Consider the following 26132-nt stretch of genomic DNA (forward strand, 5'->3'; position numbering starts at 1 on the left):
TTTCCCCGCCGTAGCATAGAACTCTGTCTACCTTCAGGAGAGTCACCATGCTTGATCCCTCTTTCTTCAGTTACGTTACCGTGATGTCAATTACGCCAGGCCCGAACAATCTGCTGCTGGCGACCTCCGGGGTCAATTTTGGCATGCGGCGCACTCTGCCAATGGTGTTCGGTATTCTGGTGGGCTGTGCGGTGCAGACGGTGATTGCCGGGATGGCGCTGGAGGTGTTATTGCACTGGATGGCGGCGATTCGCCTGCCGCTGACGCTGGCAGGCTGTACTTATCTGATGTGGTTATCCTGGAAAATTTTTCGCGCTGCCGCACCCGAAGCGCGCACCCGTCCTCAGCCAATGACGATAGTGGGCGGCGCCTGCTTCCAGGCGATCAATCCCAAGGCCTGGCTGATGGCCACCAACGTCGCGCTGCTCTATAGCGGCAGCAGCGGCGTCCTGACGGTGATGATCGGCTTTATGCTGCTCAATCTGCCCTGCATCCTGATCTGGGCAGCACTGGGCGATCGCCTGCGCAGCCATCTGCAGATTGCCTGGAAGCGCCAGCTGTTTAACAGCCTGATGGCGCTGTCGCTGGTGGCGACCACCGTCTGGATGCTGACCGACGCGCTGCTGGCCGCTTAATCGGGCACACCCGGTGCAGTGGCCGACGGCCATTTCCAGTTCTGCACCTCCGGCAAATCTTCGCCATGCTCACGGACATAGCGATGATGTTCCGCCAGACGCTGCTGTAAATCCTCCAGCAGCTCAGGATGCGCGTCGGCCAGGCCCGGCACGCGCAGAATCGCCTCCTGCGCCAGATGATAGCGGTCAAGCTCGTTCAGTACCGTCATATCAAATGGCGTGGTGGTGGTTCCCTCTTCGTTAAAGCCGCGCACATGGAAGTTGCGGTGGTTGGTTCGGGAATAGGTCAGGCGATGTATCAGCGTCGGATAGCCGTGGAAAGCAAAAATCACCGGTTTATCCTGGGTAAACAGCGCGTCGAACTCCGCATCAGATTTGCCATGCGGATGCTGATCTTCCGGCTGCAGTGCCAGCAGATCGACCACGTTCACCACGCGGATGCGCAGTTCAGGCAGCATCTCACGCAGCAGATCGACCGCCGCCATCGTCTCCATAGTTGGGACATCACCGGCGCAGGCCATCACCACATCTGGCTGGTCATGTGCCGGCGTGGTGCCCGCCCAGCGCCACTCGCCCATACCCGCTTCACAATGGGTCACGGCACTGGCCACATCCAGCCACTGCGGCGCAGGCTGTTTGCCCGCCACAATCACATTGATGCGGTCCCAGGTGCGCAGGCAGTGATCGCCCACCCAAAGCAGCGTATTGGCATCGGGCGGCAGATAGATGCGCACGATGTCTGCTTTCTTGTTGGCAACATGATCGATAAAGCCCGGATCCTGATGACTGTAGCCATTGTGGTCCTGACGCCAGACGTGCGAAGAGAGCAGGTAATTCAGCGACGAAATCGGTTTACGCCAGCCCAGCTTGCGCGTCACTTTCAGCCACTTAGCGTGCTGGTTAAACATCGAATCGACGATGTGAATAAAAGCTTCATAGCAGTTGAACAGCCCGTGGCGGCCGGTCAGCAGATAGCCTTCAAGCCAGCCCTGACACTGATGCTCACTGAGGATTTCCATCACCCGGCCATCCCGCGCCAGCTGCTCATCGTACGGCTCTATTCGTTCCAGCCAGGTGCGGCTGGTCACGTCAAAGACCGGCGTCAGACGGTTAGAGGCCGTTTCATCCGGGCCAAACAGGCGGAAATTATCGCGGTTACGCTGGAACAACACGCTGAGATAGCGCCCCAGATGCTCTGTGGCCTGCGCTATCTCTGTGCCTGGCTCGCTGATATCGCAGGCAAACTCCGCGATGTCAGGTGCATCCAGCTCACGGCGCAGCAGGCCGCCATTGGCATATGGCGAAGCCCCCATGCGTTTATCGCCTTCCGGTGCCAGCGCCTGCAGTTCCGGCTTCAGGCGACCCTGTTCATCAAACAGATCGTCGGGCTGATAGCTCCGCATCCACGTTTCAAGGATCTGGCGATGACCTTCATCTTCACGACAGGCCGCGACCGGCACCTGATGCGCCCGCCAGAAATCCTCCACTTTCTTGCCGTCGACCGTTTCAGGGCCGGTCCAGCCTTTGGGGCTACGCAGGATAATCATCGGCCAGCGCGGCACGTCGTTGCTGGCGTTGCCGCTGCGCGCCTCACGCTGATACGCAGCGATCTTACTGAAGGCGGTATCCAGCGTCTCCGCCATCAGCGGATGCATTTTTTCCGGTTCATGCCCGCAGACAAACAGCGGCTCATAGCCGTAGCCGCTGAATAGCTGGTGCAGATCCTCATCGCTGCTGCGGCCCAGTAGCGTCGGGTTAGCAATCTTGTATCCGTTAAGATGCAGAATCGGCAGCACTGCGCCGTCACGTTCAGGATTGAGGAATTTGATGCCGTGCCAGCTGGAGGCCAGCGGCCCGGTCTCCGCTTCGCCGTCGCCAATCACGCACGGCACCACCAGATCGGGATTATCGAAGGCCGCACCAAAGGCATGAGAGAGCGAATAGCCCAGCTCGCCGCCTTCATTAATTGAGCCCGGCGTTTCCGGTGCCGCGTGGCTGGGAATGCCGCCAGGGAAGGAAAACTGTTTAAACAGGCGCTGCATACCCGCCGCATCCTGCGAGATGTGCGGATAAATCTCACTATAGCTGCCCTCCAGCCAGGTATTCGCCACCATGCCGGGACCGCCGTGGCCTGGCCCGCAGATATAGATCATATCCAGGTTCTGTTTGCGGATAACACGGTTGAGGTGGGCATAGATAAAATTCAGACCTGGCGTGGTGCCCCAGTGACCCAGCAGACGCGGTTTAATATGTTCCGGCCTGAGTGGCTCGCGCAACAGCGGGTTATCCATCAGGTAAATCTGTCCAACTGAGAGATAGTTCGCTGCCCGCCAGTAGCGGTCGAGCAGGGTAAATTCGGGTGACGCAGGGGAGTAAGACATGCGGGTTCCTCCTGATCGTTCGGCTAAAAGATGCCTTAACCCTAATAGAGAATCCTCAGGACGACCAGGCAACCGCCCAATAAAAAAGGCCCCGCTATGCGGAGCCTTTTTATCAACGGCACTGTATTACTTGCCGACGACGAACGCGGTTTCCCGTCCTTCATCGTTGGCCGCCATCGGCGTAACCGGCGAATAGTCGAGCTGCAGAACACGACTGGTCTCGGCTAACACTTTTTCTGTCAGCGCCACGTCGCCATTAAGCTTACGTCCCCAGGAGGGGACCACCGCACGGATTTTGTTCTGCCATTCCGGTGAAGCCATCTGCTCAGGACAGACCTTGTGCAGCAGCTCCAGCATGATGGGTGCCGCCGTTGAGGCGCCTGGCGAGGCACCCAGCAGAGCGGAAATCGTACCATCCTGCGAGGCGACCACTTCGGTGCCCAGACGCAACACGGCGCCCTCTTTCTCATCTTTCTTGATAATCTGCACACGCTGACCCGCTGTGACAAGGCGCCAGTCTTCCTGCTTCGCCTGCGGCACATAAGCACGCAGCGCCTCCATCCGGTCGCTGTCGCTTTGCAATACCTGATCCATCAGGTATTTCACCAGATCGAAGCTTTTCAGCCCCACTTTGACCATTGGCAACATATTGCTGCTGTTCAGGGACGTGAACATATCCATCAACGAACCCTGTTTCAGGAACCGGGTCGAGAAAGTGGCGAACGGGCCAAATAGCAGCACCTGCTTGCCATCCAGCACGCGGGTGTCAACGTGCGGCACGGACATCGGCGGCGCACCGACGCTGGCTTTGCCGTAAACCTTAGCCATGTGTTGCGCAACGACCTGCGGGTTTTCCGTGACCAGGAATGAACCGCCCACCGGGAAACCGGCGTAACCATTCGCTTCCGGGATACCGGCTTTCTGCAGCAGCGGTAACGCCGCGCCACCCGCACCAATAAAGATTTTGCTCGCCGTCAGCGTGCGACGCGTGCCGCTGTTCAGACACTGCAGCGTCACCTGCCAGCGACCATCGGCAAGCTTTTTGAGATCCCGCACTTCCTGACGCAGACGCAGCTGGAAATTCGCTTTCTTCTCTAACGAGGCGATCAGCTGACGGGTGATCTCACCGAAGTTCACATCGGTGCCCATCTCTGTCCAGGTCGCGGCCACTTTCTGGCGACGGTCACGGCCATTCATTACCAGCGGGATCCAGCGGGCAATCTGCTGCGGATCTTCGGAGTAGGCCATACCGCGGAACAGAGTGCTTTTCTGCAACGCTTTGAAGCGCTTGCGCAGGAAGTCGACATTGTCGTCGCCCCAGACAAAGCTCATGTGCGGCGTGCTATGAATAAAGCTTTTGGGATTGCGCAGGTTGCCTTTCTGAACCTGATAAGCCCAGAACTGGCGGGAAATCTGAAACGATTCGTTGATCGTTATCGCTTTAGAGATGTCGATGCTGCCATCCGCCTGCTGAGGCGTATAGTTCAGCTCCGCCAGCGCCGCATGACCGGTGCCCGCGTTATTCCAGCCGTTGGAGGATTCTTCGGCCACGCTATCGAGCCGCTCCACCATTTCGATGGACCAGTCCGGCTCTAAATCCTGCAGCCATGCACCGAGGGTAGCGCTCATCACACCAGCACCAATCAGCAGCACGTCAACGTCTTTGCGCTCCTGCGCAGTAGTGGTGTCCTTTGCCATGGCACTCATCGCGAGCGCAAGGTTTACAGCTGAATTGCTCATGAGGCGATATCTCCTCTTCTGTTGACCTGAAGCCCAACAGTTTCGCAGGCGAAATAGTCACGCTTCTTACGAGCGCGTTGCGCTATTTCTCAAAGGTTAAGTCTCAGGTATAGGGTTAAAGCGGTGATAACGCGTTAACTGAACGTTATGCTTAGTCATCCGAATATAACATTCTCGCATCTGAATTAAACATTAGTTTATTTTTTAAATGCAGAAATGATTCAGCATAAGAATTAATCATCACGATGCGCGGCGTATTAGTGATTTTTTAGAGTGAAGTCAGTGAGTTAACTAAAAGCGGATGTTGCGGAAAAGCCCCATGCTGGTGCAGTGCCGGAAAGGATGTGAACAGTGCGGAATTATTTAATTAGCTGAAATTTAGCGATTTATTGCGCAGTAAGGAATAACAGGAATCAGGATGGCAGGGCCTTAACAGCCGCTTGTGTAAAAATAATGTTACATTTTTGTGAGTGTGAAAATGCGTGCGCATCGGCCCACGCATCGGATTCACCTATGACTGATTCGCGCTGGCAGGCAGCTTTTTCAGACTTATCGCCATGCGGTTATAGGTGTTCATCAGGCCAATCGCGATGTTCAGATCGACAATCTCTTTTTCACTGAACTCGGCTGTCAGTGCCGCATAGCAGGCGTCTGGCGCACCCTGCTGAGCAATCAGCGTCAGGCATTCAGCCCAGTGGAGAGCGGCCTTCTCTTTCTCACTGAACAGCGTCCCCGATTCATGCCAGACCGGGGTCAGCACGATCTTATCCCAGCTCATACCCGATTTATTCAGCGCTTTAGTATGCATATCAATGCAGTAGGCGCAGCCGTTAATCTGGGAAATGCGCAGGAACAGCAGTTCCAGTAAAGTGAGTGGCAGATCGGTTTGTGCCAGATAACTGTATACGCCGCCCAGCGCTTTCATGCCTGCCGGTGCTGCAAGGTGAAAATCGATACGTTCGCTCATCTTATTGCCTCCTGGGATTGATGAGGTGATTTTCGGCCTTTCAATGGAGCAGATAAAGTGCCAAAAAATGAGAGTCTGACTGGCCCATCGCCGCTTTCTACGCTGACACTGCAACGCGGTGCATCACGGGGGCTCAGCGAACAGCTGCGACTGCTGATTGAACAGGCGATTGGTGAAGGGCGTTTACAGCCTGGTACGCGTTTACCTTCCTGCCGCGATCTGGCGGCGCAGCTCGGCGTGGCACGTGGCACCGTGCGTGCCAGCTATGACATGTTGGTTGATGGACAGTTTCTGCAGGCCAGAGGCGCAGCAGGCACCTTCGTCAGCCCATTACCACCGTTAAAACCGGCCGGCAATGATGCCAACTGCAAGTCACTCCATCCTGATGGAATTGAAGAGTATGAAGCGCCACCGCTGACCTTTCAGATGGGCATTCCGGCCAGCGATGCGTTTCCGGCAAAAGTCTGGCTGCGCATCCTGCAGCGTCAGACGCGCATGCAGGTCAGCAGACCGGCGAGTTATCCCGATCCACGCGGCAGCTTAGCGCTGCGTCAGGCGCTGGTGGCCTACCTGGCGGTGGCACGCGGCCTGCGGTGTCAGGCGGATCAGATCATTATCACCAGCGGTTATGCGGGCGCGATGGGCCTGATTGGGCTGGCGATGAATTTTCAGGGCAAAAAGGCCTGGCTGGAGGACCCCGGATTCTGGGTGGCACGTCGCGCGGTTGAAGCGCTACACGTCACGCCGGTTGCCGTGCCGGTTGATGCCGAAGGGTTGCAGGTGGCGACCGGGATTTTCCGCGCGCCGGATGCCGCTTTCGCGCTGGTCACACCGGGACAGCAGGCGCCGCTTGGCATCACCATGAGTCTGGTACGCCGTCATGAATTGCTGAACTGGGCCAGCCGGGAGCAGCGCTGGATTATCGAAGATGATTATCTCGGCGAGCTTCAGCCCGGTAATCGCGCGGCCCCTGCACTCGCCGCGCTCGACAGTGAAGGGCGGGTGCTGCACATCGGCACCTTCAGCAAGACGCTGACGCCGCAACTGCGGCTCGGTTTTATGGTGGTTCCGCCGGCGCTGACGGCGCGCTTCGGTGAGGTCTGCGCGTTGCTTTCGCCTGCATCCTCAGGATTGTTACACAACGCGGTGGCGGAGTTTCTGCGGGAAGGCCACTTTATGCGGCATCTGCGGCGCATGAAGCGCGTTTATCATGAGCGACTGGAGCAGATGATCGCGGCGCTCCATCCTTACTTTCCCGACCTGCAACGCGCCGGGCTGGCGGTGATTGTCCGCTTACCCGCCGGTACTCCGGATGAGGCCATTGCGCAGCAGGCGGTGGAGTGGGGCATGGCCCCCTCGCCGCTGTCGGTCTGGTATCAGCAGGCCGGGCAGCGCGGTGCGGGTCTGGTACTGGGTGCGGCACATCTGCCGCGTGAAGGTTACGCGCGCAGCGCTGAACGGCTAAAAGCGCTGGTCGATGCGCAGGCGGTCAGCCCCTGAACCAGCGACGCCAGACAAAGCGGATAACAAAAAACTCTATGGCGCCCAGTAGCAAAAACCAGATGCAAAACACCACCGTATAGAGCTGATTCAGATCCTGTAAATGGAACATCTGCAACAGATGCTGCGCTACTGTCACGCTAAAAGCGGGCGCGGGCAGCAGCAGCGCCGAGAGAAAGCCCAGCAGCAAAATGCCACCAGGCACAACCAACGTTTCAAAAGGGCTATTCATAACCGGTTTCCCATATTTATCAGCCCGGCATTTTCCGGTAATCGCCGACAGGGTTCAATGGTGGTGTGCGGCAATCCGCCCACACGGCGTAGTGCAGGGCAGGGAAAACGGCCAGAAAATGCTTTGCCACCATCGACTTAGCGCCATTCATAGCGAATGATAAGAGTTATAGCCTTTGCTATACTTAAATCCCTGATTTTACTGTCTTTTTATCTTGAGGTTTGCGTGGTAGACTGCGCCCACTTTTTCATAACTGAACACTTTGTGTGGTGAATTCAGCGTGAATTGCCGCTTTTTCGCCCCAGGTGAATAAATCATGACCTTTATTGCCACTTTAATTCTTGCGCTGGGTATGTCGATGGACGCGTTTGCCGCTGCGCTGGGCAAAGGTGCCACATTGCATCGTCCTGGTTTTAAAGAAGCGCTGCGTACCGGTCTGATCTTCGGCTCTATTGAAGCGCTGACCCCGCTGATTGGCTGGGCACTTGGCCTGGCGGCCAGTCGTTACATCATGGCGTGGGATCACTGGGTTGCCTTCACCCTGCTGGCCTTTCTGGGTGGCCGTATGATGATGGAAGGTTTTCGTCAGACAGCCGTCGCAGAACCTTGTGAAGCCCCGCAAAGTCATGGCTTTATGGTCCTGGCGACCACTGCCGTCGCGACCAGCCTGGATGCACTGGCGGTCGGCGTTGGTCTGGCCTTTTTACAGGTGAATATCATCACCACCGCGCTGACCATTGGTGCCGCCACCACAGTGATGGCGACGACCGGCGTATTAGTCGGACGCTTTATCGGTCCGGTACTGGGCAAATGGGCGGAAGTACTGGGTGGCGTGGTGTTAATCGCCGTCGGCTCCACCATTCTGTTGCAGCATCTTGGCTACACCGCCTAGGGCCTTTGCACATAAAAGCGGTATTTTTGTGATCTGCTTCAAATTTATTTGCTGTTAAAACGCACAGCGGCTATACTTTTTCAGTATATGTTCAACTAAATTTGAATCAGGCATTTTATGAAACGCATCATTAAACACGTGTTCCGCGCTTATGTTGAGACGTTCAAACACGTACCGCCGGGTGCCATGTACTAAGCACCCCGCAAGAAACCCTCGATAATCGCGGTCAGGGATCGACCTGTGATTATCACCTTTTGCTTTTGCTTTCTTCTGAGTAAACCCGCGTTTTGCACTTCCTGGTGCGTCTAATCTGCTTCTGCCACTCTTCTTGTTGTGTTTCCGCTAAAAACACTTTCTGGCGACAAAATGACGCCTTTGCAGCCGTGCGTTATGTGCTGGTTGTAATTCCTTGTTTATGTAACCTGGTTTTCGATTTCATGCTGATTGTCTCTGCGTCAACGTGAGAATCATGGCAAAAGTGTCATGATTTAGTGCCGCTCTAAGTTGTAAATTTTTTCTGATAGGTCATCCTTTAATATGCTATCTCATGTAGCTTAATTCTGTCGTAATCGACGGCTTATAGCTGAATATATGAGGTCTTATCGGCGATATAATGTTCAGGGAGAATATAAATGGATGCAGCATTGCTCGATATGATGCGCTCAGGCCGAAATAAGCACTGGGCTGAAACAATGATTAATCTTGAGGCCAGAAAGCTGATCAATACGGCTAATCATGTGTCCTCGGCCCATCTTTCAAATGGCATGACTCAGGTAAAGTTCGTTCAGGAGATTAGAGATCTCATTGAGAAGGAATTTGCCGCTGCACGACGTGCAAAATCTGACGAAGAGTGCGTGGCATGTATTAGAAATTTGCGGATAGAAATGGAAAACCTTCAGGAGCAGGACAGAATGCTGCGCATGAAAGCTGCGAAACTCTACGCCAAAGTGGAGTTTGTTAAGGAAAACAATAAAATCGTTGGGTATGTGATTTCTGCTGTAAATGTTGTTATGGCCGGTGCCGAAATAGCTACTGGCCTAACCCTTATAGGTTCTATGACGCCTATGGGTATTCTGGCCGGTGCAGTGCTGGTTATTGACGGCGCTAACGGCATAAGCAAAGAATTTTCGAACTACGTTATGGGTATAAAAAACACCGAAGGTTTAGTGGCTGATGCTGCCATGTCTTCCGCTCAATTTATGGGGTTCAGTCCAAACAGCGGGCTGGCAGTCTATAAATCAGTCTCGCTGGTCGCAAATGCTTATACCGTATTTGGCCTCTTCAGGCGCCCCGGAACCTGGCGTTTATTCAGATACATGCCATCCGATTATTTCCGAAAAGTTAACACAATGAGCCGCGCCAAACTCACAATGCACATAGTCGGTTATGGTGTTACGGCCAAAGTCATATTTGACCTTATATCTGTTAAGGGCGCTGTTCAGAATTAGTTGTTAATTTACGATAGCGCCATGCCTTATAGGCAAGTGTTGCTGGCGTTAGATACCATATAAAAGGTAATACAATTGCAAGTGTACCTGTGAGCGTGATGCTGGTATCTGAGGATGCCAGCACTAACGTGAGAACGAGAATGGCTAAGGCAACGATAGTAATCCACTTTGCAGCAATAAAGCGGTTAGCAAGGTCATGGATAACCGAATCCAGAGAGCCGCCATAGTTAGCAATGTTGTTTTTAAGCTTCTGAAGATCTGCATAGTTAAAGCCGGAATCCAGCAGCGCCTTTTCGTTCAATTTCATAGACTTTTATCCTTAAAATTACCTGTGTAGCTTAAATAACTTTACCTGATAATGGCACTAAAAATCCCGCAAAGGGCACTCTTTCTGATAACTACTCTTTATGTCTGATATCCAGCTCTAAAGCGCGAAGCACTTGTAAACAGGATTATGCAGCAGTGCGCTACTTGCCATCTGCAATATAGTGTACGGTCGGGGTCATGTTGTCCGCAAAACAGCAAGCGACGCTACACAGCAAATTTTGCCATTCTCTAAGAAATTACCTCTTACGCCAAACCTTCAACCCACCATTAACCCGCCTTCAACCCAATCCCGTCCTACACTGAATTATCCTCCCCAAATCAGGAGCAGCGGATGATCCAGAAGCATCGACGAAAACAGGCAGCGATTGTGGCAGGCGTGGGATTAGGTGTAGCGGCTACGCTTTGGGGTATGAAACGCTGGCAGCAACTGAAGCAGACGCCGCCGGTGTTGCCGCGCAGTCACCACGCCGGGCTGGCGGGTTATTTCCAGCAGGTGGGCGACTGGCGCATGTTTACGCGTGTCACACCTAATGAGGATCAGGGACTGCCGGTGGTGCTGATTCACGGGCTGGTGATGTCGGGCCGGGCGATGGAGCCGCTCGCACTGGCACTGGGCCGCGACTATCACGTACTGGTGCCGGATCTGCCTGGTTTTGGGGCCAGCACGCTGCCACCTTCCGCACCCATCATGACGGTGGATCAGCAGGCTGATGCGCTCTGGCTCTGGCTGCAGCACAACGGGTTTCAGCGTGCCATCTGGGTGGGCAATGCGTTTGGCTGCCAGATTCTGGCTGCGCTGGCGGTGAAATATCCGCAGGCGGTAGCGGGGCTGGTCTTGCAAGGGCCGACGGTGGATCGCCATGCGCGCAGTCTGACACGCCAGTTCTGGCGCAACTGGCGCAATCGTGGTCTGGAGGCGCATCGCTCGCCGGGTTCGCTGGCGCGCATCGACTACGCCAAGGCCGGGCTATGGCGCGCGTTCGGCACATTACGCGTCATGATGCGCGACCATATTGAGCATCGCCTCACTTACATCAACGCGCCAACACTGCTGCTGCGTGGCTCGCGTGATCCAGTCTGCCCGGCACGCTGGCTGGATGAGCTCGCCGCGCTGATGCCGCGCAGCGAACGTCTGACGCTGCGCGATGGTACCCACACGCTGCACTACGTCTATCCGTGGAGTTTCTGCAACGCCATCCGCCCGTTCGTGGCGCGCATTCAGCAGGAGAATCAGCATGAGTAAACCGCCCAAGGGCATCGCCCGTTTTGACTCTGCTGCCGCCATGCTTCTGGCGCTTGCAAATGCGCTTCACGATCGTCCCTTCGCCAGTCCGAGCCAGTCACCGACGCTTGACCGGTTACTGCCCTCGCTGAATCGTCTGCCGACCGGGCTACGTGAGTGGGGTTATGCGCTGGGCGGCATGGCAGAAGGCATCAGCCTGCGGCAGGCGGGTGAGCTGGATATAGAAGGCATTGCTGAATGGATGGTGAGTGAGTACCCACAGCAGGATTATCCGGCGGCCTTTATCGGTTCGTCGAACGGCGCGCTGGTACATCTGGCGTCGGCAATGAACGTGCCCTGGCTGCCGCAGACGTTTCTCTGTCCGGTGCGCGCCGCCAGTAACGATCCGGATGATGCAGAAGCGAATTTTGAGCAGGGTAAAGAGGTGGCCGCCGCGCTGCTGGCTGCCTGGCCACGGCTGGCGGTTCACCACATGCACGATCCGAATCAGGATCGCCTGATGCTCGACCAGATGCGCTATTTCCGGCTGAAACTGCGCGAACTGCCGCTGGCTTTTAACGAATTCCTGATGGGCAGTCTGCCCGCCGGTTCCACGCTGTTTATCAATCACTGCACCCAGCAATGGCCGGTAACGCGCACCAGCGATCGCTCTTTCTTTCAGTTTGGTGCGCCGGGCGGAGCCAGCGAAAAAGAGTTTATGCAGGGCGGTCCGCGCGTGGCGGAATATCTGGCACGTTACGGTGTGGATCGTGAGCGCTGGACGCCGCCAGCCATTACCGACCGGGTGCCGGAAGCGGAGTGGGGGCTGGATGGTTATCTGATCGCACCGCTGAAAAAGCTTGCCGAAGCGCAGAGCTGGAAGCTGATGGAGATTCGCTACGAGAATCCGGAAGCAATGAGTTATGTGGTGGCGGAGATCTACCGCGACTGGTATCTGGCGGCGGGAATCTTACCGACCCGGCTGACGGTGGACAGTTTCCTGCTGATGGATCCGTGGTGTACGCAGCAGCAGCAGTCGATTCCGTTCTGGCTGAGCTTTAGCAGCGAATCCTCGGCATTAGCGCTGCAACGTTTCCTGGAAAAACAGCCGCCATTCCGTAACATCGATATGATGCTCTTTTCTCATGGTACCGACAGTATCGGGCTGGCGGAGATTGATCGCTGGCGGGCGCTGCTGTCCCATGCGCGTGACGAGGGAGTTTTAATTGGTGTGGATGAAGCCCGCTACCCGCGTGACTTCGCGACGTTTGCCCGCTTCGACTCGGCGCTGCGTGAACGGGCACCGCTGTTGCCACCGCCGCCTCCGCTTAATTCAGAGAAGGTGATGGCAGGTATTAAACGTTACGGTGCAAAACATGGCGTCACGCTGACGGCGCTGACGTAGCCGCCACGCCGTCCTGCGATTATTCGCCGTCGGTGATGGGCTGGCGCACCAGCAGCAGGTAGGCGAGTGCGCCAACCAGCGTGACGCAGGCACAGATCATCAGCGCCAGGCTGAACGATTTGGTGGTGTCGAGCACCCAGCCGGTGATCACTGGCGCGAACGAGGCGAAGATAAAGCTGGCAAAGTTCTGGATGCTGCCGACCGAAGCGGTCATGCGGGCGGTGACGTTAGCGTGGATCAATCCCCAGCACGAGGTCCCGGCGAAGTGGATACAGAACAGCGCCATGCCAATCAGCGTCACGGCGCTGGTGGTGTCGGTCGCGCGGGTCACCACGGCGGTGAATCCGGCTGACAGCAGCATCCCACTAACGATGCAGACTTTGCGGGTTTTTACGGCGTTAAAGCCACGACGCACCAGCGAGTCAACCACATAGCCATTCAGCAGCATTCCCGCTGCACCAAACAGGAACGGAATCGCCGCCAGCAGGCCAGTACTTTTCAGATCGAGATGATAGGTGGACTGCAGGTAGCCCGGCAGCCAGGCGATATAGAGCCACGCGGTGTAGTTGATGCCGCTGAAGCCAATCATCATGCCCCACATGGTGCGCTGCTTAAACAGGCCACGCCACTCTTTGAAGCTGATGGGCTCTTTCCGCGACGCCACGCTGCCCGCCTGCAGATAGTGGATCTCTTCGGCGCTCAGGGTGTTGTTATCCCGGTCGCGGTAAATCATATACCAGCCGATAGCGAGGAACATGCCGAGGATACCGATGGTGACAAACATGCCACGCCAGCCCATCACCAGCATCATCGCCGCCAGAATCGGCGGGGCCACCGACAGCCCAATCATTGAAGCGGCATTAAACATCCCCATTGGCATGCCGCGATCTTTAATGTTGAACCAGTCGTTGATCACTTTCACGCCGCACGGGTTCATCGGCGCTTCGCCAATACCCAGGCCAATGCGCACCAGGATGAACTGGGTAAAGTTATGCACCAGACCCGAGGCGGCCTGGAACAGCGACCAGATAAACATGCCGATGCCGAGCATAATGCGCGGCCCTTTACGATCCAGCAGCGCGCCACACGGCAACTGCGCCAGGCCATACGCCAGCGAAAAAGCAGAAAGCAGGAAGCCGATTTCGGTGGCGCTTAGCCCCATCTCATCGCGGATGGTCATGTTCGCGACCGACAGCGAGCTGCGATCCAGATAGTTGATGATGGCGGCGAACAGCAACAGCAGCATCGCCGTAATCTGCACTTTGCGGATACGCGGTGAACGCACCACATCGCTGCGCATTGGCACGAAATCCTGGCCTGGTGGCGTGTCGCCGGTCACGCTGTCGCGACCGGTTACTGAGGTCTTTTCCATTGCACTCTCCCGAAACTGGGTACTTATCGTTATGGTGAGAAGGGGTCTGCGCGCAGCGGCAAAAGGCCGCCGTGACGTTGCAGTCGAGACTAAGAGCAAAGGGTTAAGGATGTTGCAAAGATGTTTCTGAATCGTGCGGGAGCTAATGCTTTGTGGTTTTTAATCGGTTTTTAATTGTACTGACCGATTGAGCGCACCATTGAGGTTTTAGCGGTCGCCAGATGGTTATGTAATGCACAGAGCGCATCAATATCCTGACGGCCAATCAGCGCGGTCAGTATCGCCATATGCTCCTCCAGCGCGACAATGTTACGCTGCTTAAGATCGCTTTCATCCCACTGATAATGCGAGTGAAAGATGACTGAGATGATCTCCAGCGACTGATTAAAAAATGGATTATTGGCGGCGGATAAAATCAGCGAATGCATCTGACGGTCCAGCGCAGCAAAGTGGCGATAGTTACTGGCGATGGTGTCGCGCATGGATCGGTGACGATCCAGCAGATCCCGCGCCTGCACCCAGCGCTCATCGCTGGCGGGCAGATTCAGGAAGCGGCTCAGGGCGTGGGTTTCCAGCATCTCGCGCAGTTCAAACAGCTTCTCGGCATAATCCTGAGTGAATTTTTTCATGCGCCACTGACCGCGTTTCACCGGCTCCAGCAGGTCATAGCGCATAAAGCGCAGCAGAAATTCGCGCACCACAACCGGACTGACTTTCACCTGCTGCGCCAGTTGCAGCTCGCTGAAGGTGTCGCCGGGCACCAGCTGCCGCTGATTGATCATATTAAAAAACATCTGCTCAAAGTGACTGGCCTGCTGCTCAATCGGCGGCGTTAAGGCGCTAAAACTGTCCTCATCGCGGGGATCACGCACGATAACGTAGGTTTGATCCACTTTATCCAGCACGCCGCACTGATGCAGATAGTGCAGGGTATGTCGCACCGTGGTCCGGCTGATATTGAACATCTCCGCCAGCGCCGCCTGCGGTGGCAGGGGCGAACGAATATGTCGCTGAGCGATACTCTCCAGCATCTGGTTGATGACGTTCTGGCGCAAATTCTGGCTGCGGCTCATCTGACTCTCCGGTTTTTAATGCATTAAAAACCATTCAAAGCCCAAAAAAATCGCCGTGCTTCACACTTCCCGTAAACGAACGCTGCGCATCAGGCAGGATTCGCCGTAACTGCCTGCAGGACAACCGGAGAATCACCATGACAACAATGAAAGCACTGGTCATCGCTGAACCACGTAAGATGGTCTGGGCCACCCGCGACACCCCCACGCCTGCCGCTGGCGAGGCGCTGATTAAAATTCTCACCGCCGGAATCTGCGGCACGGATATCCACGCCTGGTCCGGCAATCAGCCGTTCTTCAGCTATCCACGGGTGCTGGGCCATGAAATCTGTGCGGAAGTGGTGGCGCTGGGTAGTGGCGCCGAGGGCTTTCAGGCAGGCCAGCGGGTGGCGTTAATGCCCTACATCTCCTGTCTGCGCTGCGACGCCTGCCAGAGTGGCAAGACCAACTGCTGTGAACAGATCTCGGTGATAGGCGTGCATCAGGATGGCGGTTTCTGCGACTACTTAAGCGTGCCGGTCAGCACGTTGCTGGCGGTGGATGAGGTGGCCCCGGAAGCGGCCGCGCTGATTGAGCCCTTTGCCATCAGCGCCCATGCGGTGCGTCGTGCAGGCATTGTGGCGGATGAGCAGGTTCTGGTGGTGGGTGCCGGACCGATTGGGCTGGGTGTCGCCGCCATTGCCGCCGCCAGTGGCGCGCAGGTCGTGGTGGCGGACACCAGCGAATTCCGTCGCCAGCATGTCGCTGATCAGCTGGGTCTGGCGGCACTGAATCCGGCGGATGAGGCGTTTTACAGCGCGCTACGGGATCAGTTTGGTGGTCGTCTGGCGCTGAAAGTGATCGACGCCACCGGCAGCCCGGCGGCGATGAACAATGCGGTTAACCTGATGCGGCACGGCGGCACAATCGTCTATGTCGGCCTGCACAAAGGCGATCTGGTTATCCCTGACAGTGAATTCCACAAAAAAGAGACCACGCTGATGGGCAGCCGCAATGCCACCCGCGAAGATTTTAATCTGGTAAGTGCACTGATGGCCAGCGGCCAGCTGCGTGCTGAAATGATGCTGAATCATCACCTGGCTTTCTCCACGCTGGATGAAACCTTTGAGTCGCAAGTCATCAATAATCGCGAACTGATCAAAGGCGTGATTCACTTCGACCGCTAACGCGGCGTTTCAGGGCGCGGTGAGGGTTTCAAAGAAGTGCGCCCGCACCGCGTCGGCATCCACGCCGAGCGCGATACGCTGGGCGGGCAGACCGGCAAAGGGATCATCGCGCGACGCCAGTGCGCCGAGCTTACGCACAGTCTGACCGCAGGCGATGCCCTCGGTGATGACCCGCAGCGGACTTTCAGTGAGGGTAAAGGCCTGCGGCAGCGTCAGCCACGCCACTGCCAGGGTATCGTGCAGCGCCATACCGGCAAAACCCTCCTTTGCCAGGCTGTAAGCCAGATAAGGACGACAGATAGCGCTCAGCACCGGCTGGTTCAGACGCTGAACCTCATCACTGCTGATTAACACCTTGTGCGTGACATCCAGAGGGATGACCACCACGTTCAGCGCCGAGGCGAGCACCTGATCGGCGGCATGCGGGTCTTTCCAGATATTAAATTCGCTGAAGGGCGTCACGTTGCCGCTGTGGCCATCGGTGCCAAACGCGCCGCCCATGATCACCAGCTCTTTCACCAGCGGAATAATATCCGGCGCCTGATTAATGGCCGTGGCGATGTTGGTCAGCGGACCAATCGCCACCAGGGTGATCTGATGCGGCTGCGCCCGCACGCTGTCGATAATAAACTGCACCGCGCCTGGCGCCTCATCGCTGCAGGTGTTATCAAACGCATCGCCCAGTCCATCTTCACCGTGCAGCCGGGCGGGCGCAGAGGGCGCCAGCGCCAGCGGCCGTGAACAGCCGCGATAGACCTCCGCATTAATCGCCATTTTGTCGCAGAACAGCCGGGCATTTTTCACCGCCTGACCCACCGCTACGTTGCCAGACACCGTGGTAATTCCCAGCAGATGCTGCGTCCGCGCCGCATAAGCCAGCGCAAAGGCATCATCCACGCCGATATCAGTATCAAAAATCAGGGTACGCATAGGCTCTCCGCAACAGGCTGTAAACTCTCAGCATTACCCCGCCAGCGGGCAGGGCGTCAAGCGATTCATCCGCCATGCGCACAGGCTTGCCAGCCTGAAACGGGCGTCGTATTATCACCGGCTCAAGGTGATGGCGTGCCACCTTTCCCAACCGCCGGTGGGCTTAACACCGGCTGATGACGCCTGACACTCAATCCTTTCGCGGGAGCTGAGGTGTCAGGCGCAGTTTATCTCTGCCTTTCCCCCCTCAGCCCGACATTACTCTGTTATCAGGAGCAACACATGTTTAAACCGTTACTGGCTGTGATGATCGGCGGCTCTGCCGGCTGTGTACTGCGCTGGCTGTTCTCGATGCGTTTTAATGCGCTCTTTCCTAATCTGCCGCCGGGCACGCTGCTGGTGAATCTGATCGGCGGGCTGGTGATCGGCGGCGCAATGGCCTGGTTTGTGCGCCATCCCGACGTGGACCCGATCTGGAAACTGCTGATCGTCACCGGACTCTGTGGCGGCCTGACAACATTCTCCTCGTTTACTGCGGAATTAATGGGGCTGCTTCAGACCGGAAAATATATGTGGGCGATGGCCAGCGCGCTAGTGCATGTGATTGGCTCACTGCTGATGGCGTTTGCGGGTTTTGCGCTGGTCACGCTGCTGGGCTGATCTGGCTAATCGGCGCTTGTCTTAACGCTTAAGAGGTAGATACTGTTTCAGGTTTTACGCCCGCATGGCTATTGCGGGCGTAACGCTGAACGTCACCGATTATTCCGGACGATTAAGGAGCCGAGCCATGCGAACCAATCCTACCTTCCTTAACCTGGTGTTGTTAAACGGTGAACCCGACCAGAAACTGCAGGCGGCGCGCGACGCCGGTTTTGATCAGGTCGAGATCTGGCGCGAGGATGTTGACGCATACGAGGGCGGTGCGGCAGCACTGGCTGAGATCAGCGCACTGAAGGGACCTGGCTTTACTAATCTGCAGGTGTTGCGCGATTTTACCGGCGCACCGGGTGCGCTACGGTGCCAGAAGCGCGAAGAGCTGCGCCAGTTTATACAGATTGCCCGGACGCTGGGCTGCGACACGATTCAGGCACCGGCCAGCACCCGCGAAGATTGCTGCGCCGACCAGATTGATGATGACCTGCGCTGGATGGCCTCTGAAGCTGCACGCTACAACATGCGCATTATGTATGAGCCGATGGCCTGGTGCAGCGTGGACAATACGCTGCCGCTGGCGTGGCAGCGATTGCAGCGGCTCGATCAGCCCAATATCGGGCTGGTGGTGGATCTTTTCCATATCTGCGCACTGGGCGGTGACGCCTCGCAGCTGGACGGCATTCCTGCCGACCGTATTTATGAAGTGCAGCTGTGTGATATGGCCGCGGTTCCCGCGCAGGATAAGCATAGCCTGATGGCGATGGCAAAACACCATCGTCAGTTGCCCGGCGATGGCATTATTGATGTTGAACGCTTCGTCGATAAGCTGAAAAGTGCAGGCTATCAGGGGCCGGTGGGTATCGAAGTCTTTAATGATACGCTGAAACGCCTGCCGCCCGACGTCGCAGCACGTCATGCCTGGCAGGCGTTAAACCGCTACTGGGGTTAGTCCTGTAAACACTGGCCGATAAATCCGGCGGCGTGCATAGCACCCTGAGCGGAAATAGTGTGGCCGGTGGCGGGTTCAAAGCGCGCGTCGACCGGCACCGCTGCGGCCCGGAGTCGTGCTGCGGCAGATTCGCTCTCCTGCCACGGGATCACCTCATCGGCCTGACCGTGAATCAGCAGCGCGGGCACATGAGCCTGCGGGGTTAATTCACCGTCAACCGCCAGACGCCCGGAAAAGGCGACCACGCCTGCCAGCGGATAACGGCCTGACGCCAGGGCATCCAGTGCCATGATCGATCCCTGCGAGAAGCCGACCAGCACCACATCCTGCCAGCGTTCCGCGAAGCCGTGCTGCGCAATAATCTCGCTAAGGGTTGCATCAAATGCCGCCCGCGCTGCCCGAACACGGGCAGGCCTGTTCTCAGGTGTGATGTCCGCCAGGCTGAACCACTGCCAGCCAAAACCACCGGGAAAACGTTCAGGCGCATTGGGAGAGGCAAAAATCACATCCGGCAACAGCTTCGCCCAGTGACGGCCAATTGGTGCCAGATCGTCGCCGTTACTGCCCACGCCATGCAGAAAAATTACCAGTGCTTTTGCCATCATTGCTCCTTTAGCTTATGCCCTTACAAATTGTATTCACTCATATCCGGGCCAGCCGGAACAATCCCGTTCGGATTCAGCGCCTTGATCGAGTAATAACCCTGTTTGATGTGATCGATACTGACCGTCTCACGTACGCCGGAGACCGATAACATGCTCTTAAGATAGCGATTCAGCAGCGTATAGTCGCGTATCCGGCGCAGGTTGCATTTGAACAGGCCATGGTAGGCTGCGTCAAAGCGAATCAGCGTCACGAACAGGCGAATATCGGATTCAGTCAGCCGTTCTCCCAGCAGGAAGGTGCGACCATCGCTGAGCAGGGCTTCCAGTTCATCGAGCTGGCTAAAGACGTCATTAAATGCCTGCTGATAGCTGAGGGCGGTAGTGGCGAAGCCAGCACGATAAACACCGTTATTCAGACGCTGATAGAGACTCTCATTCAGCGCGTCAATCTCCTGGCGCAGCGCGGCGGGATAGAGATCGATGCGGTTATCGGCCAGATCGCCAAAGCCGCTGTTGAACATGCGCACAATGTCAGCGGACTCATTATTGACGATGGTGCCGGTCTTCTTGTCCCACAGCACCGGCACGGTGGCGCGGCCGGTGTAATCGGGCGCGACACGGGTATAGATTTCATGCAGATATTGCGCGTTATTCAGCGGGTCCTGCTGTGCGCCGGGAAACGTGCCGAAGCGCCAGCCCTGAGCCCCGAGCTGCGGCTCAACCACCGTGACACTAATCATTGACTCCAGCCCTTTGAGTTTGCGGGCCATCAGCGCACGTGACGCCCACGGGCAGATCAGCGCCACATAGAGGTGGTAACGATCCGGTTCGGCGGCGAATTCAGTCGAGCCATCGCTACTGATAAAGTGCCGGAAACCGGATGTCTGGCGAACAAATCCGCCCTGTTTATCGGTAGCCTGCACCGGATGCCAGTCACTACTCCATTTGCCTTCTACTAACATCGCGCAACTCCTCTGTGGTGAGAGAAGTAGCTTAACTGATGACTAAACGACTGATAATCGGGTCTGTAAGACAATGATTTCTTCCAATATGGAAGAAATCACGCCGGTGGAGCGTGCGTGAAGTGCGTCACCAGGAAGTCGATGAGCAGGCGTGCCCGATGTGGCAGATGACGGGCGGGCGGATAAACCGCAAACAAGCCTAGCGGTGGCGTCTCAAAGTTTTCCAGCAGCCGGACAATCTCCCCACGTTGCAGCGCCGGGGCCGCAATAAAACCGGGCAAACGCGCAATGCCCAGACCGGCGATGGCGGCCTGCAGACAGGCTTCAGTATTGGCGAAGCGCAAACGTCCACGCACCGGCACAGTCACAATTTCACTGCTGCCGTCCCCGCTGGTAAACGGCCAGTGCCGGGGATCGCGAAAATTGGTGTCGATAATGCACTGATGCTGTGCCATGTTACGCCAGTGCTGCGGCGTGCCGAACTGCTCCAGATAGACCGGTGATGCGGCGATACGCACATGTACTTCGCTCAGCTTGCGCGCCACCAGGCTGCTGTCGCTGAGCGTGCCGATGCGGATCGCCATATCAAAACCTTCATCGACGATGTTCACGGCCCGGTCTGAAAAACTGACATCCAGCTCAATCAACGGATAGCGCCGGGCAAACGCCACCAGCACCTGAGACAATACCGCCGTGCCAAAGGAGCCGGGTGCGCTGATTTTCAGCCTGCCGGTGGGCGTCGTCGCACTTTCACGCACGCTGGCATCCAGCGCCTCAAAGGCATCGAGCAGATTCTTCACCCGCTCATAATAGCTGCGTCCGACATCGGTGGGCGACAGCGCGCGCGTGCTGCGCTTCAACAGCTGCACGCCGAGCTGCTGCTCCAGCTTTGAAACCAGTTTTGATGCCTGACTGCTGCTGGTGCCGAGACGCAACGCCGCGGCAGAAAAGCTGCCGGTTTCCAGCACCGTGACAAACATCCGGTCACAATCGAGTCGATCCATGGCCAAGTCCTGAGGAGGTAAAGTCGCAGTATAGGGGCTGTGGCCAGGCGATGCAGCCTTCACTTTGCGTGCCTTAACCCTTTCGCTGGCGCGGAAAACCTGCTTGACTGATTCTCTGCCCGACGTTCACTGGAGTATTTCATGTCGCTGATTCACCTGACGTCACTGGCGGAGATTCCGGCCGCCGAGTGGGATGCGCTGTTGCCTGATGACCAGCCATTTTTGCGCCACGCCTTTCTGCTGACGCTGGAAGAGAGTGGCAGCGTACGGTTTGAGGCGGGCTGGCAGCCTGACCATCTGCTGTGGCGGGAAGAGGGCGTGACCCGCGCCGCGCTGCCGGGCTACCGCAAACGCCATTCACAGGGCGAATATGTCTTTGATCACGCCTGGGCGGATGCCAGCCAGCGCGCCGGCATCCGCTACTACCCGAAATGGCTGGGCGCGATACCCTTCAGCCCGGTCACCGGTGCACGCCTGCTGGGAGAAGCCTCTGCCGCGTCTCAGCTGGTTTCAGCCCTGCCGGCAAGCCTGTTGCAGCAGGGCTTAAGCGGTGCGCACATCAATTTTACCGATGCGCAGGCTAACGCGCTGCTGGCCGATCAGCCCGACTGGCTCTTACGGCTCGGTTGTCAGTATCACTGGCATAATCGCGGCTACCGCGATTTTCAGGATTTCCTGGACACGCTGATGTCGCGCAAGCGCAAACAGCTGCGTAAAGAGCGTGAACAGGTGGCGCAGAGCGGTTTTGTGTTTGACCGCTATCGCGGTGATGAGCTGCGCGAAGATCAGTGGGATTTTGTCTATACCTGTTATGCCAACACTTATGCGGTGCGCGGTCAGCGGCCCTATCTGACGCGCGACTTCTTCAGTCTGCTGGCGGAACGAATGCCGCAGAATATTGTGGTGGTGATCGCCCGCTTACAGCAGCAACCGGCGGCAATGGCTTTTTATCTGCGGGACAACCACTCGCTCTATGGCCGCTACTGGGGCTGCCTGGCGGAGTTTGATCGGCTGCACTTCGAAACCTGTTTCTATCAGGGAATGGATTTAGCCCTGGATGAAGGGCTGACGCGATTTGATGCGGGTGCGCAGGGCGAGCACAAGCTGGTGCGCGGCTTTGAGCCGCAGATTACCCACTCCTGGCACTATCTGCTGCATCCCGGCCTGCGCGATGCCGTGGCCGATTTTCTGGTGCAGGAGCGGGAAGGCGTGCGCGGCTGGGCGGAAGAAGCACGCGACGCCTTACCCTATCGACGCGGCGATTAATCGATGCCGACAAAGCCACCGGTCTGATGCTGCCACAGACGGGCATACAGACCGTTCTGCGCCAGCAGCTCGTGATGGCTGCCCATCTCAGCAATACCGCCTTTATCCAGCACCACCAGTCGATCCATCTTCGCGATGGTCGACAGGCGGTGTGCAATCGCAATAACGGTTTTGCCCTGCATCAGTGACTCCAGGCTCTCCTGAATCGCCGCTTCCACTTCGGAGTCCAGCGCCGAGGTGGCCTCATCCATGATCAGCACCGGCGCATCTTTCAGTAGCACGCGGGCAATCGCCACACGCTGACGCTGACCACCCGACAGTTTCACGCCACGCTCCCCCACGTGTGCATCCAGCCCGGTGCGGCCCAGTGAATCGGAGAGTAGCGGAATAAACTCATCGGCGCGGGCGCGGTGAATCGCAAGCTGTAATTCCTCTTCGCTGGCGTCAGGACGACCATAAAGCAGGTTTTCCCGAATCGAACGGTGCAGCAGCGAGGTGTCCTGCGTAATCATGCCAATCTGGCTACGGAGGCTCTCCTGCGTCACTGCGGCGATATCCTGATCGTCGATCACAATCCGCCCACCGTTAAGGTCATAAAGACGCAGCAGCAGGTTCACTAACGTCGATTTACCGGCCCCCGAAGGACCAATCAGACCAATCTTCTCGCCCGGTTTAATGTCGAGATTAAAGCCGTTAATCACCTGACGGCCACCGCCATAGTCAAAGCGCACATCCTCGAATCGGATGTTGCCGCGCGTCACCTTAAGCTGTTTAGCCTGCGGCGCATCCTGCACGCTCAGCGGCTGCGCAATGGTTTTCAGGCCATCCTGAACTGTACCGATATTTTCGAAGATGCCATTGACGACCCACATGATCCAGCCAGACATATTGACCAGGCGGATGACCAGACCGGTCGACAGCGCAATGGCGCCTACGCTGATCAGCGACTGGCTCCACAACCACAGCGCCAGCGCGGATGTAGAGACAATCAGCAGGCCGTTCAGTGCTGACAGGGTCAGATCCATGCTGGTGACCATGCGGCCAGCGTGCTGAGTTTTTTCCGTCTGCTCCTGCATCGCCTCACGCGCATACTTACGCTCCAGATCGCTGTGGGCGAACAGCTTGATGGTGGCAATATTGGTATAGCCATCAACAATGGTGCCCATCAGCTTCGAACGCGACTCTGAAGAGACCACCGAACGGGCTTTGACGCGGGGCACAAAGAAACGCAGCGAGGCGCTGTAAGCGACCATCCATATAATCAGTGGGATCATCAGTCGCCAGTCGGCATCCGCAAACAACACCAGCGACGTCACGGCGTAGATCAGCACGTGCCAGATAGCGTCGACCAGCTGCACCGCGGAATCACGCAGTGAACTGCCGGTCAGCATGATGCGCTGGGCGATACGACCTGCAAAATCGTTCTGGAAGAAGTTAAGGCTCTGGCGCAGCACATAGTTGTGATTCTGCCAGCGGATCAGGTTGGTCATGCCCGGGCTGATGCTCTGGTGAACCAGCATGTCGTGCAGGGCGATAAAAATCGGCCGCAGAATCAGCGCCACTGCTCCCATCCACAGGAGTATCGGCCAGTTATCCTGAAACAGGCTGGCGGGTGTGGAGTGGTTCACCATATCGATAATGCGGCTCAGATAGCTGAACAGCGACACTTCGATCAGCGCTGACGCCAGTCCCACCACCAGCAGTGCTGCGAAACTGGGCCAGACCTGGCGCAGGTAGTAGAGGTAAAACGACCAGACCGTTGAGGGCGGCGAATCGGTGGGCGCGTCATGAAATATATTGATAAAACGTTCAAAACGACGATACAACATAGCGATACTCTTTCCGTCCGGTAAAGAGCTACAGCTTAGTGCATGAACCCCGTTCGGCTAAAAGGAGAAAATATGGAAATCATTATTCGGGCACGGGAACCGCAGGATGCCGCCGCCTATCAGCGCCTCTACAGTCATCCCGATGTCTATCCCTGGACACTGCAACTGCCGTTTCCCAGCGTTGCGACCTGGGAGAAAAAAATTGCCCGAATGGACGCCGAGGGGTTTATCGCCTTTGTGGCAGAAATTGATGACGAGCTGGTCGGTGAGCTGACGCTGTTTGTCGATAACAAGCCGCGCACCCGCCACTGCATCAGTTTTGGACTGGGCGTGCATCCCGATTTCGGCGGTCGCGGTGTCGGTGAGCGGCTGATTCGCACCGCAATGGACTACTCCCGCAACTGGCTGGGCATTACCCGTATGGAGCTGGAGGTGTTTCACGACAACGAACGGGCGCTGCGGCTCTATGAGCGGCTGGGCTTTGAGCGGGAAGGGGTGATGCGCCAGGCGGCACTCCGCGACGGTCAGCTGCGCGACGTGGTGATGATGGCGAAGCTGCTGCACGAGAAGTGATAACCGGAGCGGCATCACGGCCGCTCCGTGTTGCATTACGGATTTTTATTGCTGTAGTGCTGCATATTCTGCTTCGTTACCAGCTCAAACGGGATCCACTGGTGAGAATCTACCTTCTGGCCTTTGATCATCTGCTGCGCCACTTCAACTGATTTTTTGCCCTGACCCACGGCATCCTGGAACACGGTTACGGCCAGTTTACCGCTGGCCAGCGCTTTCAGGCCATCCGGCGTGGCATCAATCCCGCCCACCAGAATGGTTTTCTTCGGCTTCGACTGAGCAATGGCCATCGTGGCGCCAATTGCCATTTCGTCGTTGTTCGCGGCGACAATATCGATATCCTCACCGTTCGACAGCCAGTTGAGCATTAAATCCATCCCCTCATTGCGTGCATAGTTAGCGGTCTGCTTCAGCACCACTTTCATATTGGGATACTTCGCCACCACCTGCTCCACATCTTTGGTGCGCTGAAGCGCGCCCGCATCGCTGAGGTTGCCGATCATGATGGCGACGTTGCCACGGTAACCGGCCTGCTTTGCCAGCGCTTCCATCTGCAACGTGCCTGACTCGCGCTCGTCAGAGCCAACAAACACCACGCCTGGCGGCAGGGTTTTATCGCCCGGTGAGCGGTTAACATAGACCAGTGGAATATGGGCCTGCTGCGCCAGTTTTGTCAGGGCTGGCGTACTGGCAGAGTCCACCGGGTCGACAATAATCGCATCCACCCCGGCGCTGATAAAGCTCTGCACCTGATCGGTCTGACGCCCTACGTCGCCACGTGCATCTTCGAACTGCGCCTCCAGCTGGCGCACTTTAGCCTCTTTCTCAATCGACTGGCGGATGATAGTCAGGAAGTTCTGGTCGAAATAGGCCATCGAGACACCTATCTTCTCAGCCAGCGCCGGTGTTGAAAGAGAGAGCAGACAGAGTATTGCCCATGCATGTTTTTTCATTAGAGGCTCCCGAGGTTACCGGATGGAATGGAATTTTCATTTATTAT

25 protein-coding genes and 1 riboswitch are annotated in these 26132 nt (G+C 56.8%); of the genes, 12 read left to right on the top strand and 13 right to left on the bottom strand.

Features of this window, described 5'->3' with window-relative positions; genetic code table 11:
- Positions 1-47: 47 nt before the first annotated feature.
- Positions 48-635 carry a LysE family translocator gene (locus IAI47_RS01090; protein ID WP_003852024.1) on the top strand — a complete coding sequence of 196 codons (588 nt, stop codon included), beginning with the start codon at positions 48-50 and terminating at the stop codon, positions 633-635.
- Here the strand turns inward: IAI47_RS01090 and IAI47_RS01095 are convergent.
- The 3 genes from IAI47_RS01095 to IAI47_RS01105 all read right to left on the bottom strand — a co-directional run bounded on the left by IAI47_RS01095 (position 632) and on the right by IAI47_RS01105 (position 5723).
- On the bottom strand, positions 632-3016 hold the full coding sequence (locus IAI47_RS01095) for a phosphoketolase (protein WP_187961163.1): 2385 nt from the start codon (positions 3014-3016) through the stop codon (positions 632-634). The genes IAI47_RS01090 and IAI47_RS01095 overlap by 4 nt on opposite strands.
- A gap of 126 nt (positions 3017-3142) precedes the next feature.
- The gene (gene mqo / locus IAI47_RS01100; protein ID WP_003852028.1) at positions 3143-4756 is read right to left on the bottom strand and encodes a malate dehydrogenase (quinone); all 1614 of its coding nucleotides are present in this window, start codon (positions 4754-4756) and stop codon (positions 3143-3145) included.
- A 511-nt stretch (positions 4757-5267) separates the two neighbouring features.
- A complete protein-coding gene (locus IAI47_RS01105; protein WP_008926347.1) occupies positions 5268-5723 on the bottom strand; it encodes a carboxymuconolactone decarboxylase family protein in 456 nt (151 codons plus the stop codon).
- Between the two features lie 57 nt (positions 5724-5780).
- On the opposite strand from IAI47_RS01105, the gene IAI47_RS01110 reads away from it, so the two are divergent.
- Positions 5781-7223 carry a PLP-dependent aminotransferase family protein gene (locus tag IAI47_RS01110; protein WP_008926346.1) on the top strand — a complete coding sequence of 481 codons (1443 nt, stop codon included), beginning with the start codon at positions 5781-5783 and terminating at the stop codon, positions 7221-7223.
- On the opposite strand, the gene IAI47_RS01115 is transcribed toward IAI47_RS01110, so the two are convergent.
- A complete protein-coding gene (locus IAI47_RS01115; protein WP_008926345.1) occupies positions 7213-7455 on the bottom strand; it encodes a DUF1158 domain-containing protein in 243 nt (80 codons plus the stop codon). The genes IAI47_RS01110 and IAI47_RS01115 overlap by 11 nt on opposite strands.
- A gap of 316 nt (positions 7456-7771) precedes the next feature.
- Between IAI47_RS01115 and mntP the strand changes: the two genes are divergently transcribed.
- The 3 genes from mntP to IAI47_RS01130 all read left to right on the top strand — a co-directional run bounded on the left by mntP (position 7772) and on the right by IAI47_RS01130 (position 9795).
- Positions 7772-8347, top strand: coding sequence for a manganese efflux pump MntP (gene mntP, locus IAI47_RS01120; protein WP_003852038.1), 576 nt, complete (start codon positions 7772-7774; stop codon positions 8345-8347).
- A 117-nt stretch (positions 8348-8464) separates the two neighbouring features.
- A complete protein-coding gene (gene azuC / locus IAI47_RS22155) occupies positions 8465-8542 on the top strand; it encodes a stress response protein AzuC (protein ID WP_123809971.1) in 78 nt (25 codons plus the stop codon).
- A 437-nt stretch (positions 8543-8979) separates the two neighbouring features.
- Positions 8980-9795 carry a DUF4225 domain-containing protein gene (locus IAI47_RS01130; protein WP_008926344.1) on the top strand — a complete coding sequence of 272 codons (816 nt, stop codon included), beginning with the start codon at positions 8980-8982 and terminating at the stop codon, positions 9793-9795.
- Here the strand turns inward: IAI47_RS01130 and IAI47_RS01135 are convergent.
- Positions 9773-10102, bottom strand: coding sequence for a hypothetical protein (locus tag IAI47_RS01135; protein ID WP_003852044.1), 330 nt, complete (start codon positions 10100-10102; stop codon positions 9773-9775). The genes IAI47_RS01130 and IAI47_RS01135 overlap by 23 nt on opposite strands.
- A gap of 351 nt (positions 10103-10453) precedes the next feature.
- Between IAI47_RS01135 and IAI47_RS01140 the strand changes: the two genes are divergently transcribed.
- Positions 10454-11365, top strand: coding sequence for an alpha/beta fold hydrolase (locus tag IAI47_RS01140; RefSeq protein ID WP_003852045.1), 912 nt, complete (start codon positions 10454-10456; stop codon positions 11363-11365).
- On the top strand, positions 11358-12749 hold the full coding sequence (locus tag IAI47_RS01145) for a hypothetical protein (RefSeq protein WP_003852046.1): 1392 nt from the start codon (positions 11358-11360) through the stop codon (positions 12747-12749). Before IAI47_RS01140 ends, IAI47_RS01145 begins: the two co-directional genes overlap by 8 nt.
- Positions 12750-12768: 19 nt before the next feature.
- Here the strand turns inward: IAI47_RS01145 and IAI47_RS01150 are convergent, their stop codons facing one another.
- Complete coding sequence (locus IAI47_RS01150; protein WP_003852047.1) at positions 12769-14121, bottom strand: MFS transporter; 1353 nt, start codon at positions 14119-14121, stop codon at positions 12769-12771.
- Positions 14122-14291: 170 nt separating this feature from the next.
- Entirely contained in the window at positions 14292-15194 is a 903-nt protein-coding gene (locus tag IAI47_RS01155) for a GntR family transcriptional regulator (protein ID WP_008926343.1), read from the bottom strand.
- Between the two features lie 137 nt (positions 15195-15331).
- Here IAI47_RS01155 and IAI47_RS01160 point away from each other — a divergent pair, with 137 nt between their 5' ends.
- Positions 15332-16360 carry a zinc-binding alcohol dehydrogenase family protein gene (locus IAI47_RS01160; RefSeq protein ID WP_008926342.1) on the top strand — a complete coding sequence of 343 codons (1029 nt, stop codon included), beginning with the start codon at positions 15332-15334 and terminating at the stop codon, positions 16358-16360.
- A 9-nt stretch (positions 16361-16369) separates the two neighbouring features.
- Here the strand turns inward: IAI47_RS01160 and IAI47_RS01165 are convergent, their stop codons facing one another.
- Positions 16370-17290: a nucleoside hydrolase gene (locus IAI47_RS01165; RefSeq protein WP_008926341.1), complete on the bottom strand. Its 921-nt coding sequence runs from the start codon at positions 17288-17290 to the stop codon at positions 16370-16372.
- A 117-nt stretch (positions 17291-17407) separates the two neighbouring features.
- Positions 17408-17483: riboswitch (Fluoride riboswitch) on the top strand.
- 89 nt (positions 17484-17572) lie between these two features.
- Here IAI47_RS01165 and crcB point away from each other — a divergent pair.
- Both crcB and IAI47_RS01175 read left to right on the top strand, forming a co-directional pair.
- On the top strand, positions 17573-17950 hold the full coding sequence (crcB, locus tag IAI47_RS01170) for a fluoride efflux transporter CrcB (protein ID WP_003852055.1): 378 nt from the start codon (positions 17573-17575) through the stop codon (positions 17948-17950).
- A 127-nt stretch (positions 17951-18077) separates the two neighbouring features.
- Positions 18078-18893, top strand: a complete 816-nt coding sequence (locus IAI47_RS01175; protein WP_008926340.1) for a sugar phosphate isomerase/epimerase — start codon at positions 18078-18080, stop codon at positions 18891-18893.
- Here the strand turns inward: IAI47_RS01175 and IAI47_RS01180 are convergent.
- The 3 genes from IAI47_RS01180 to IAI47_RS01190 all read right to left on the bottom strand — a co-directional run bounded on the left by IAI47_RS01180 (position 18890) and on the right by IAI47_RS01190 (position 21464).
- Entirely contained in the window at positions 18890-19495 is a 606-nt protein-coding gene (locus IAI47_RS01180; RefSeq protein WP_008926339.1) for an alpha/beta hydrolase, read from the bottom strand. The two genes, IAI47_RS01175 and IAI47_RS01180, sit on opposite strands and share 4 nt — an antisense overlap.
- Before the next feature lie 23 nt (positions 19496-19518).
- A complete protein-coding gene (locus IAI47_RS01185; RefSeq protein ID WP_008926338.1) occupies positions 19519-20460 on the bottom strand; it encodes a glutathione S-transferase family protein in 942 nt (313 codons plus the stop codon).
- 98 nt (positions 20461-20558) lie between these two features.
- Positions 20559-21464 (bottom strand): LysR family transcriptional regulator, encoded by a 906-nt coding sequence (locus IAI47_RS01190; RefSeq protein ID WP_008926337.1) that lies wholly within the window; start codon positions 21462-21464, stop codon positions 20559-20561.
- A gap of 141 nt (positions 21465-21605) precedes the next feature.
- Here IAI47_RS01190 and IAI47_RS01195 point away from each other — a divergent pair, with 141 nt between their 5' ends.
- On the top strand, positions 21606-22730 hold the full coding sequence (locus IAI47_RS01195; RefSeq protein WP_008926336.1) for a GNAT family N-acetyltransferase: 1125 nt from the start codon (positions 21606-21608) through the stop codon (positions 22728-22730).
- On the opposite strand, the gene IAI47_RS01200 is transcribed toward IAI47_RS01195, so the two are convergent.
- Positions 22727-24559, bottom strand: a complete 1833-nt coding sequence (locus IAI47_RS01200; protein WP_008926335.1) for an ABC transporter ATP-binding protein — start codon at positions 24557-24559, stop codon at positions 22727-22729. The genes IAI47_RS01195 and IAI47_RS01200 overlap by 4 nt on opposite strands.
- A 72-nt stretch (positions 24560-24631) precedes the next feature.
- Between IAI47_RS01200 and IAI47_RS01205 the strand changes: the two genes are divergently transcribed.
- Entirely contained in the window at positions 24632-25132 is a 501-nt protein-coding gene (locus IAI47_RS01205) for a GNAT family N-acetyltransferase (RefSeq protein WP_003852070.1), read from the top strand.
- Positions 25133-25167: 35 nt separating this feature from the next.
- On the opposite strand, the gene IAI47_RS01210 is transcribed toward IAI47_RS01205, so the two are convergent.
- Entirely contained in the window at positions 25168-26085 is a 918-nt protein-coding gene (locus IAI47_RS01210) for a sugar ABC transporter substrate-binding protein (RefSeq protein ID WP_008926334.1), read from the bottom strand.
- Positions 26086-26132 lie beyond the last annotated feature (47 nt).

Origin of the sequence: Pantoea sp. MT58, assembly GCF_014495885.1 — a bacterium.
GTDB classification, from domain to species: Bacteria; Pseudomonadota; Gammaproteobacteria; order Enterobacterales; family Enterobacteriaceae; genus Pantoea; species Pantoea eucalypti.

What these genes read in the sequence shown, in the direction of transcription:
- IAI47_RS01180 (WP_008926339.1), bottom strand. Translation starts at nt 19,495, where the DNA reads ATGGCAAAAGCACTGGTAATTTTTCTGCATGGCGTGGGCAGTAACGGC.
- IAI47_RS01115 (WP_008926345.1), bottom strand. Translation starts at nt 7,455, where the DNA reads ATGAATAGCCCTTTTGAAACGTTGGTTGTGCCTGGTGGCATTTTGCTG.
- IAI47_RS01140 (WP_003852045.1), top strand. Translation starts at nt 10,454, where the DNA reads ATGATCCAGAAGCATCGACGAAAACAGGCAGCGATTGTGGCAGGCGTG.
- IAI47_RS01155 (WP_008926343.1), bottom strand. Translation starts at nt 15,194, where the DNA reads ATGAGCCGCAGCCAGAATTTGCGCCAGAACGTCATCAACCAGATGCTG.
- IAI47_RS01135 (WP_003852044.1), bottom strand. Translation starts at nt 10,102, where the DNA reads ATGAAATTGAACGAAAAGGCGCTGCTGGATTCCGGCTTTAACTATGCA.
- IAI47_RS01175 (WP_008926340.1), top strand. Translation starts at nt 18,078, where the DNA reads ATGCGAACCAATCCTACCTTCCTTAACCTGGTGTTGTTAAACGGTGAA.
- IAI47_RS01090 (WP_003852024.1), top strand. Translation starts at nt 48, where the DNA reads ATGCTTGATCCCTCTTTCTTCAGTTACGTTACCGTGATGTCAATTACG.
- IAI47_RS01095 (WP_187961163.1), bottom strand. Translation starts at nt 3,016, where the DNA reads ATGTCTTACTCCCCTGCGTCACCCGAATTTACCCTGCTCGACCGCTAC.
- azuC (WP_123809971.1), top strand. Translation starts at nt 8,465, where the DNA reads ATGAAACGCATCATTAAACACGTGTTCCGCGCTTATGTTGAGACGTTC.
- IAI47_RS01150 (WP_003852047.1), bottom strand. Translation starts at nt 14,121, where the DNA reads ATGGAAAAGACCTCAGTAACCGGTCGCGACAGCGTGACCGGCGACACG.
- mqo (WP_003852028.1), bottom strand. Translation starts at nt 4,756, where the DNA reads ATGAGCAATTCAGCTGTAAACCTTGCGCTCGCGATGAGTGCCATGGCA.
- IAI47_RS01205 (WP_003852070.1), top strand. Translation starts at nt 24,632, where the DNA reads ATGGAAATCATTATTCGGGCACGGGAACCGCAGGATGCCGCCGCCTAT.
- mntP (WP_003852038.1), top strand. Translation starts at nt 7,772, where the DNA reads ATGACCTTTATTGCCACTTTAATTCTTGCGCTGGGTATGTCGATGGAC.
- IAI47_RS01105 (WP_008926347.1), bottom strand. Translation starts at nt 5,723, where the DNA reads ATGAGCGAACGTATCGATTTTCACCTTGCAGCACCGGCAGGCATGAAA.
- IAI47_RS01185 (WP_008926338.1), bottom strand. Translation starts at nt 20,460, where the DNA reads ATGTTAGTAGAAGGCAAATGGAGTAGTGACTGGCATCCGGTGCAGGCT.
- IAI47_RS01210 (WP_008926334.1), bottom strand. Translation starts at nt 26,085, where the DNA reads ATGAAAAAACATGCATGGGCAATACTCTGTCTGCTCTCTCTTTCAACA.
- IAI47_RS01195 (WP_008926336.1), top strand. Translation starts at nt 21,606, where the DNA reads ATGTCGCTGATTCACCTGACGTCACTGGCGGAGATTCCGGCCGCCGAG.
- IAI47_RS01165 (WP_008926341.1), bottom strand. Translation starts at nt 17,290, where the DNA reads ATGCGTACCCTGATTTTTGATACTGATATCGGCGTGGATGATGCCTTT.
- IAI47_RS01190 (WP_008926337.1), bottom strand. Translation starts at nt 21,464, where the DNA reads ATGGATCGACTCGATTGTGACCGGATGTTTGTCACGGTGCTGGAAACC.
- IAI47_RS01145 (WP_003852046.1), top strand. Translation starts at nt 11,358, where the DNA reads ATGAGTAAACCGCCCAAGGGCATCGCCCGTTTTGACTCTGCTGCCGCC.
- crcB (WP_003852055.1), top strand. Translation starts at nt 17,573, where the DNA reads ATGTTTAAACCGTTACTGGCTGTGATGATCGGCGGCTCTGCCGGCTGT.
- IAI47_RS01200 (WP_008926335.1), bottom strand. Translation starts at nt 24,559, where the DNA reads ATGTTGTATCGTCGTTTTGAACGTTTTATCAATATATTTCATGACGCG.
- IAI47_RS01160 (WP_008926342.1), top strand. Translation starts at nt 15,332, where the DNA reads ATGACAACAATGAAAGCACTGGTCATCGCTGAACCACGTAAGATGGTC.
- IAI47_RS01130 (WP_008926344.1), top strand. Translation starts at nt 8,980, where the DNA reads ATGGATGCAGCATTGCTCGATATGATGCGCTCAGGCCGAAATAAGCAC.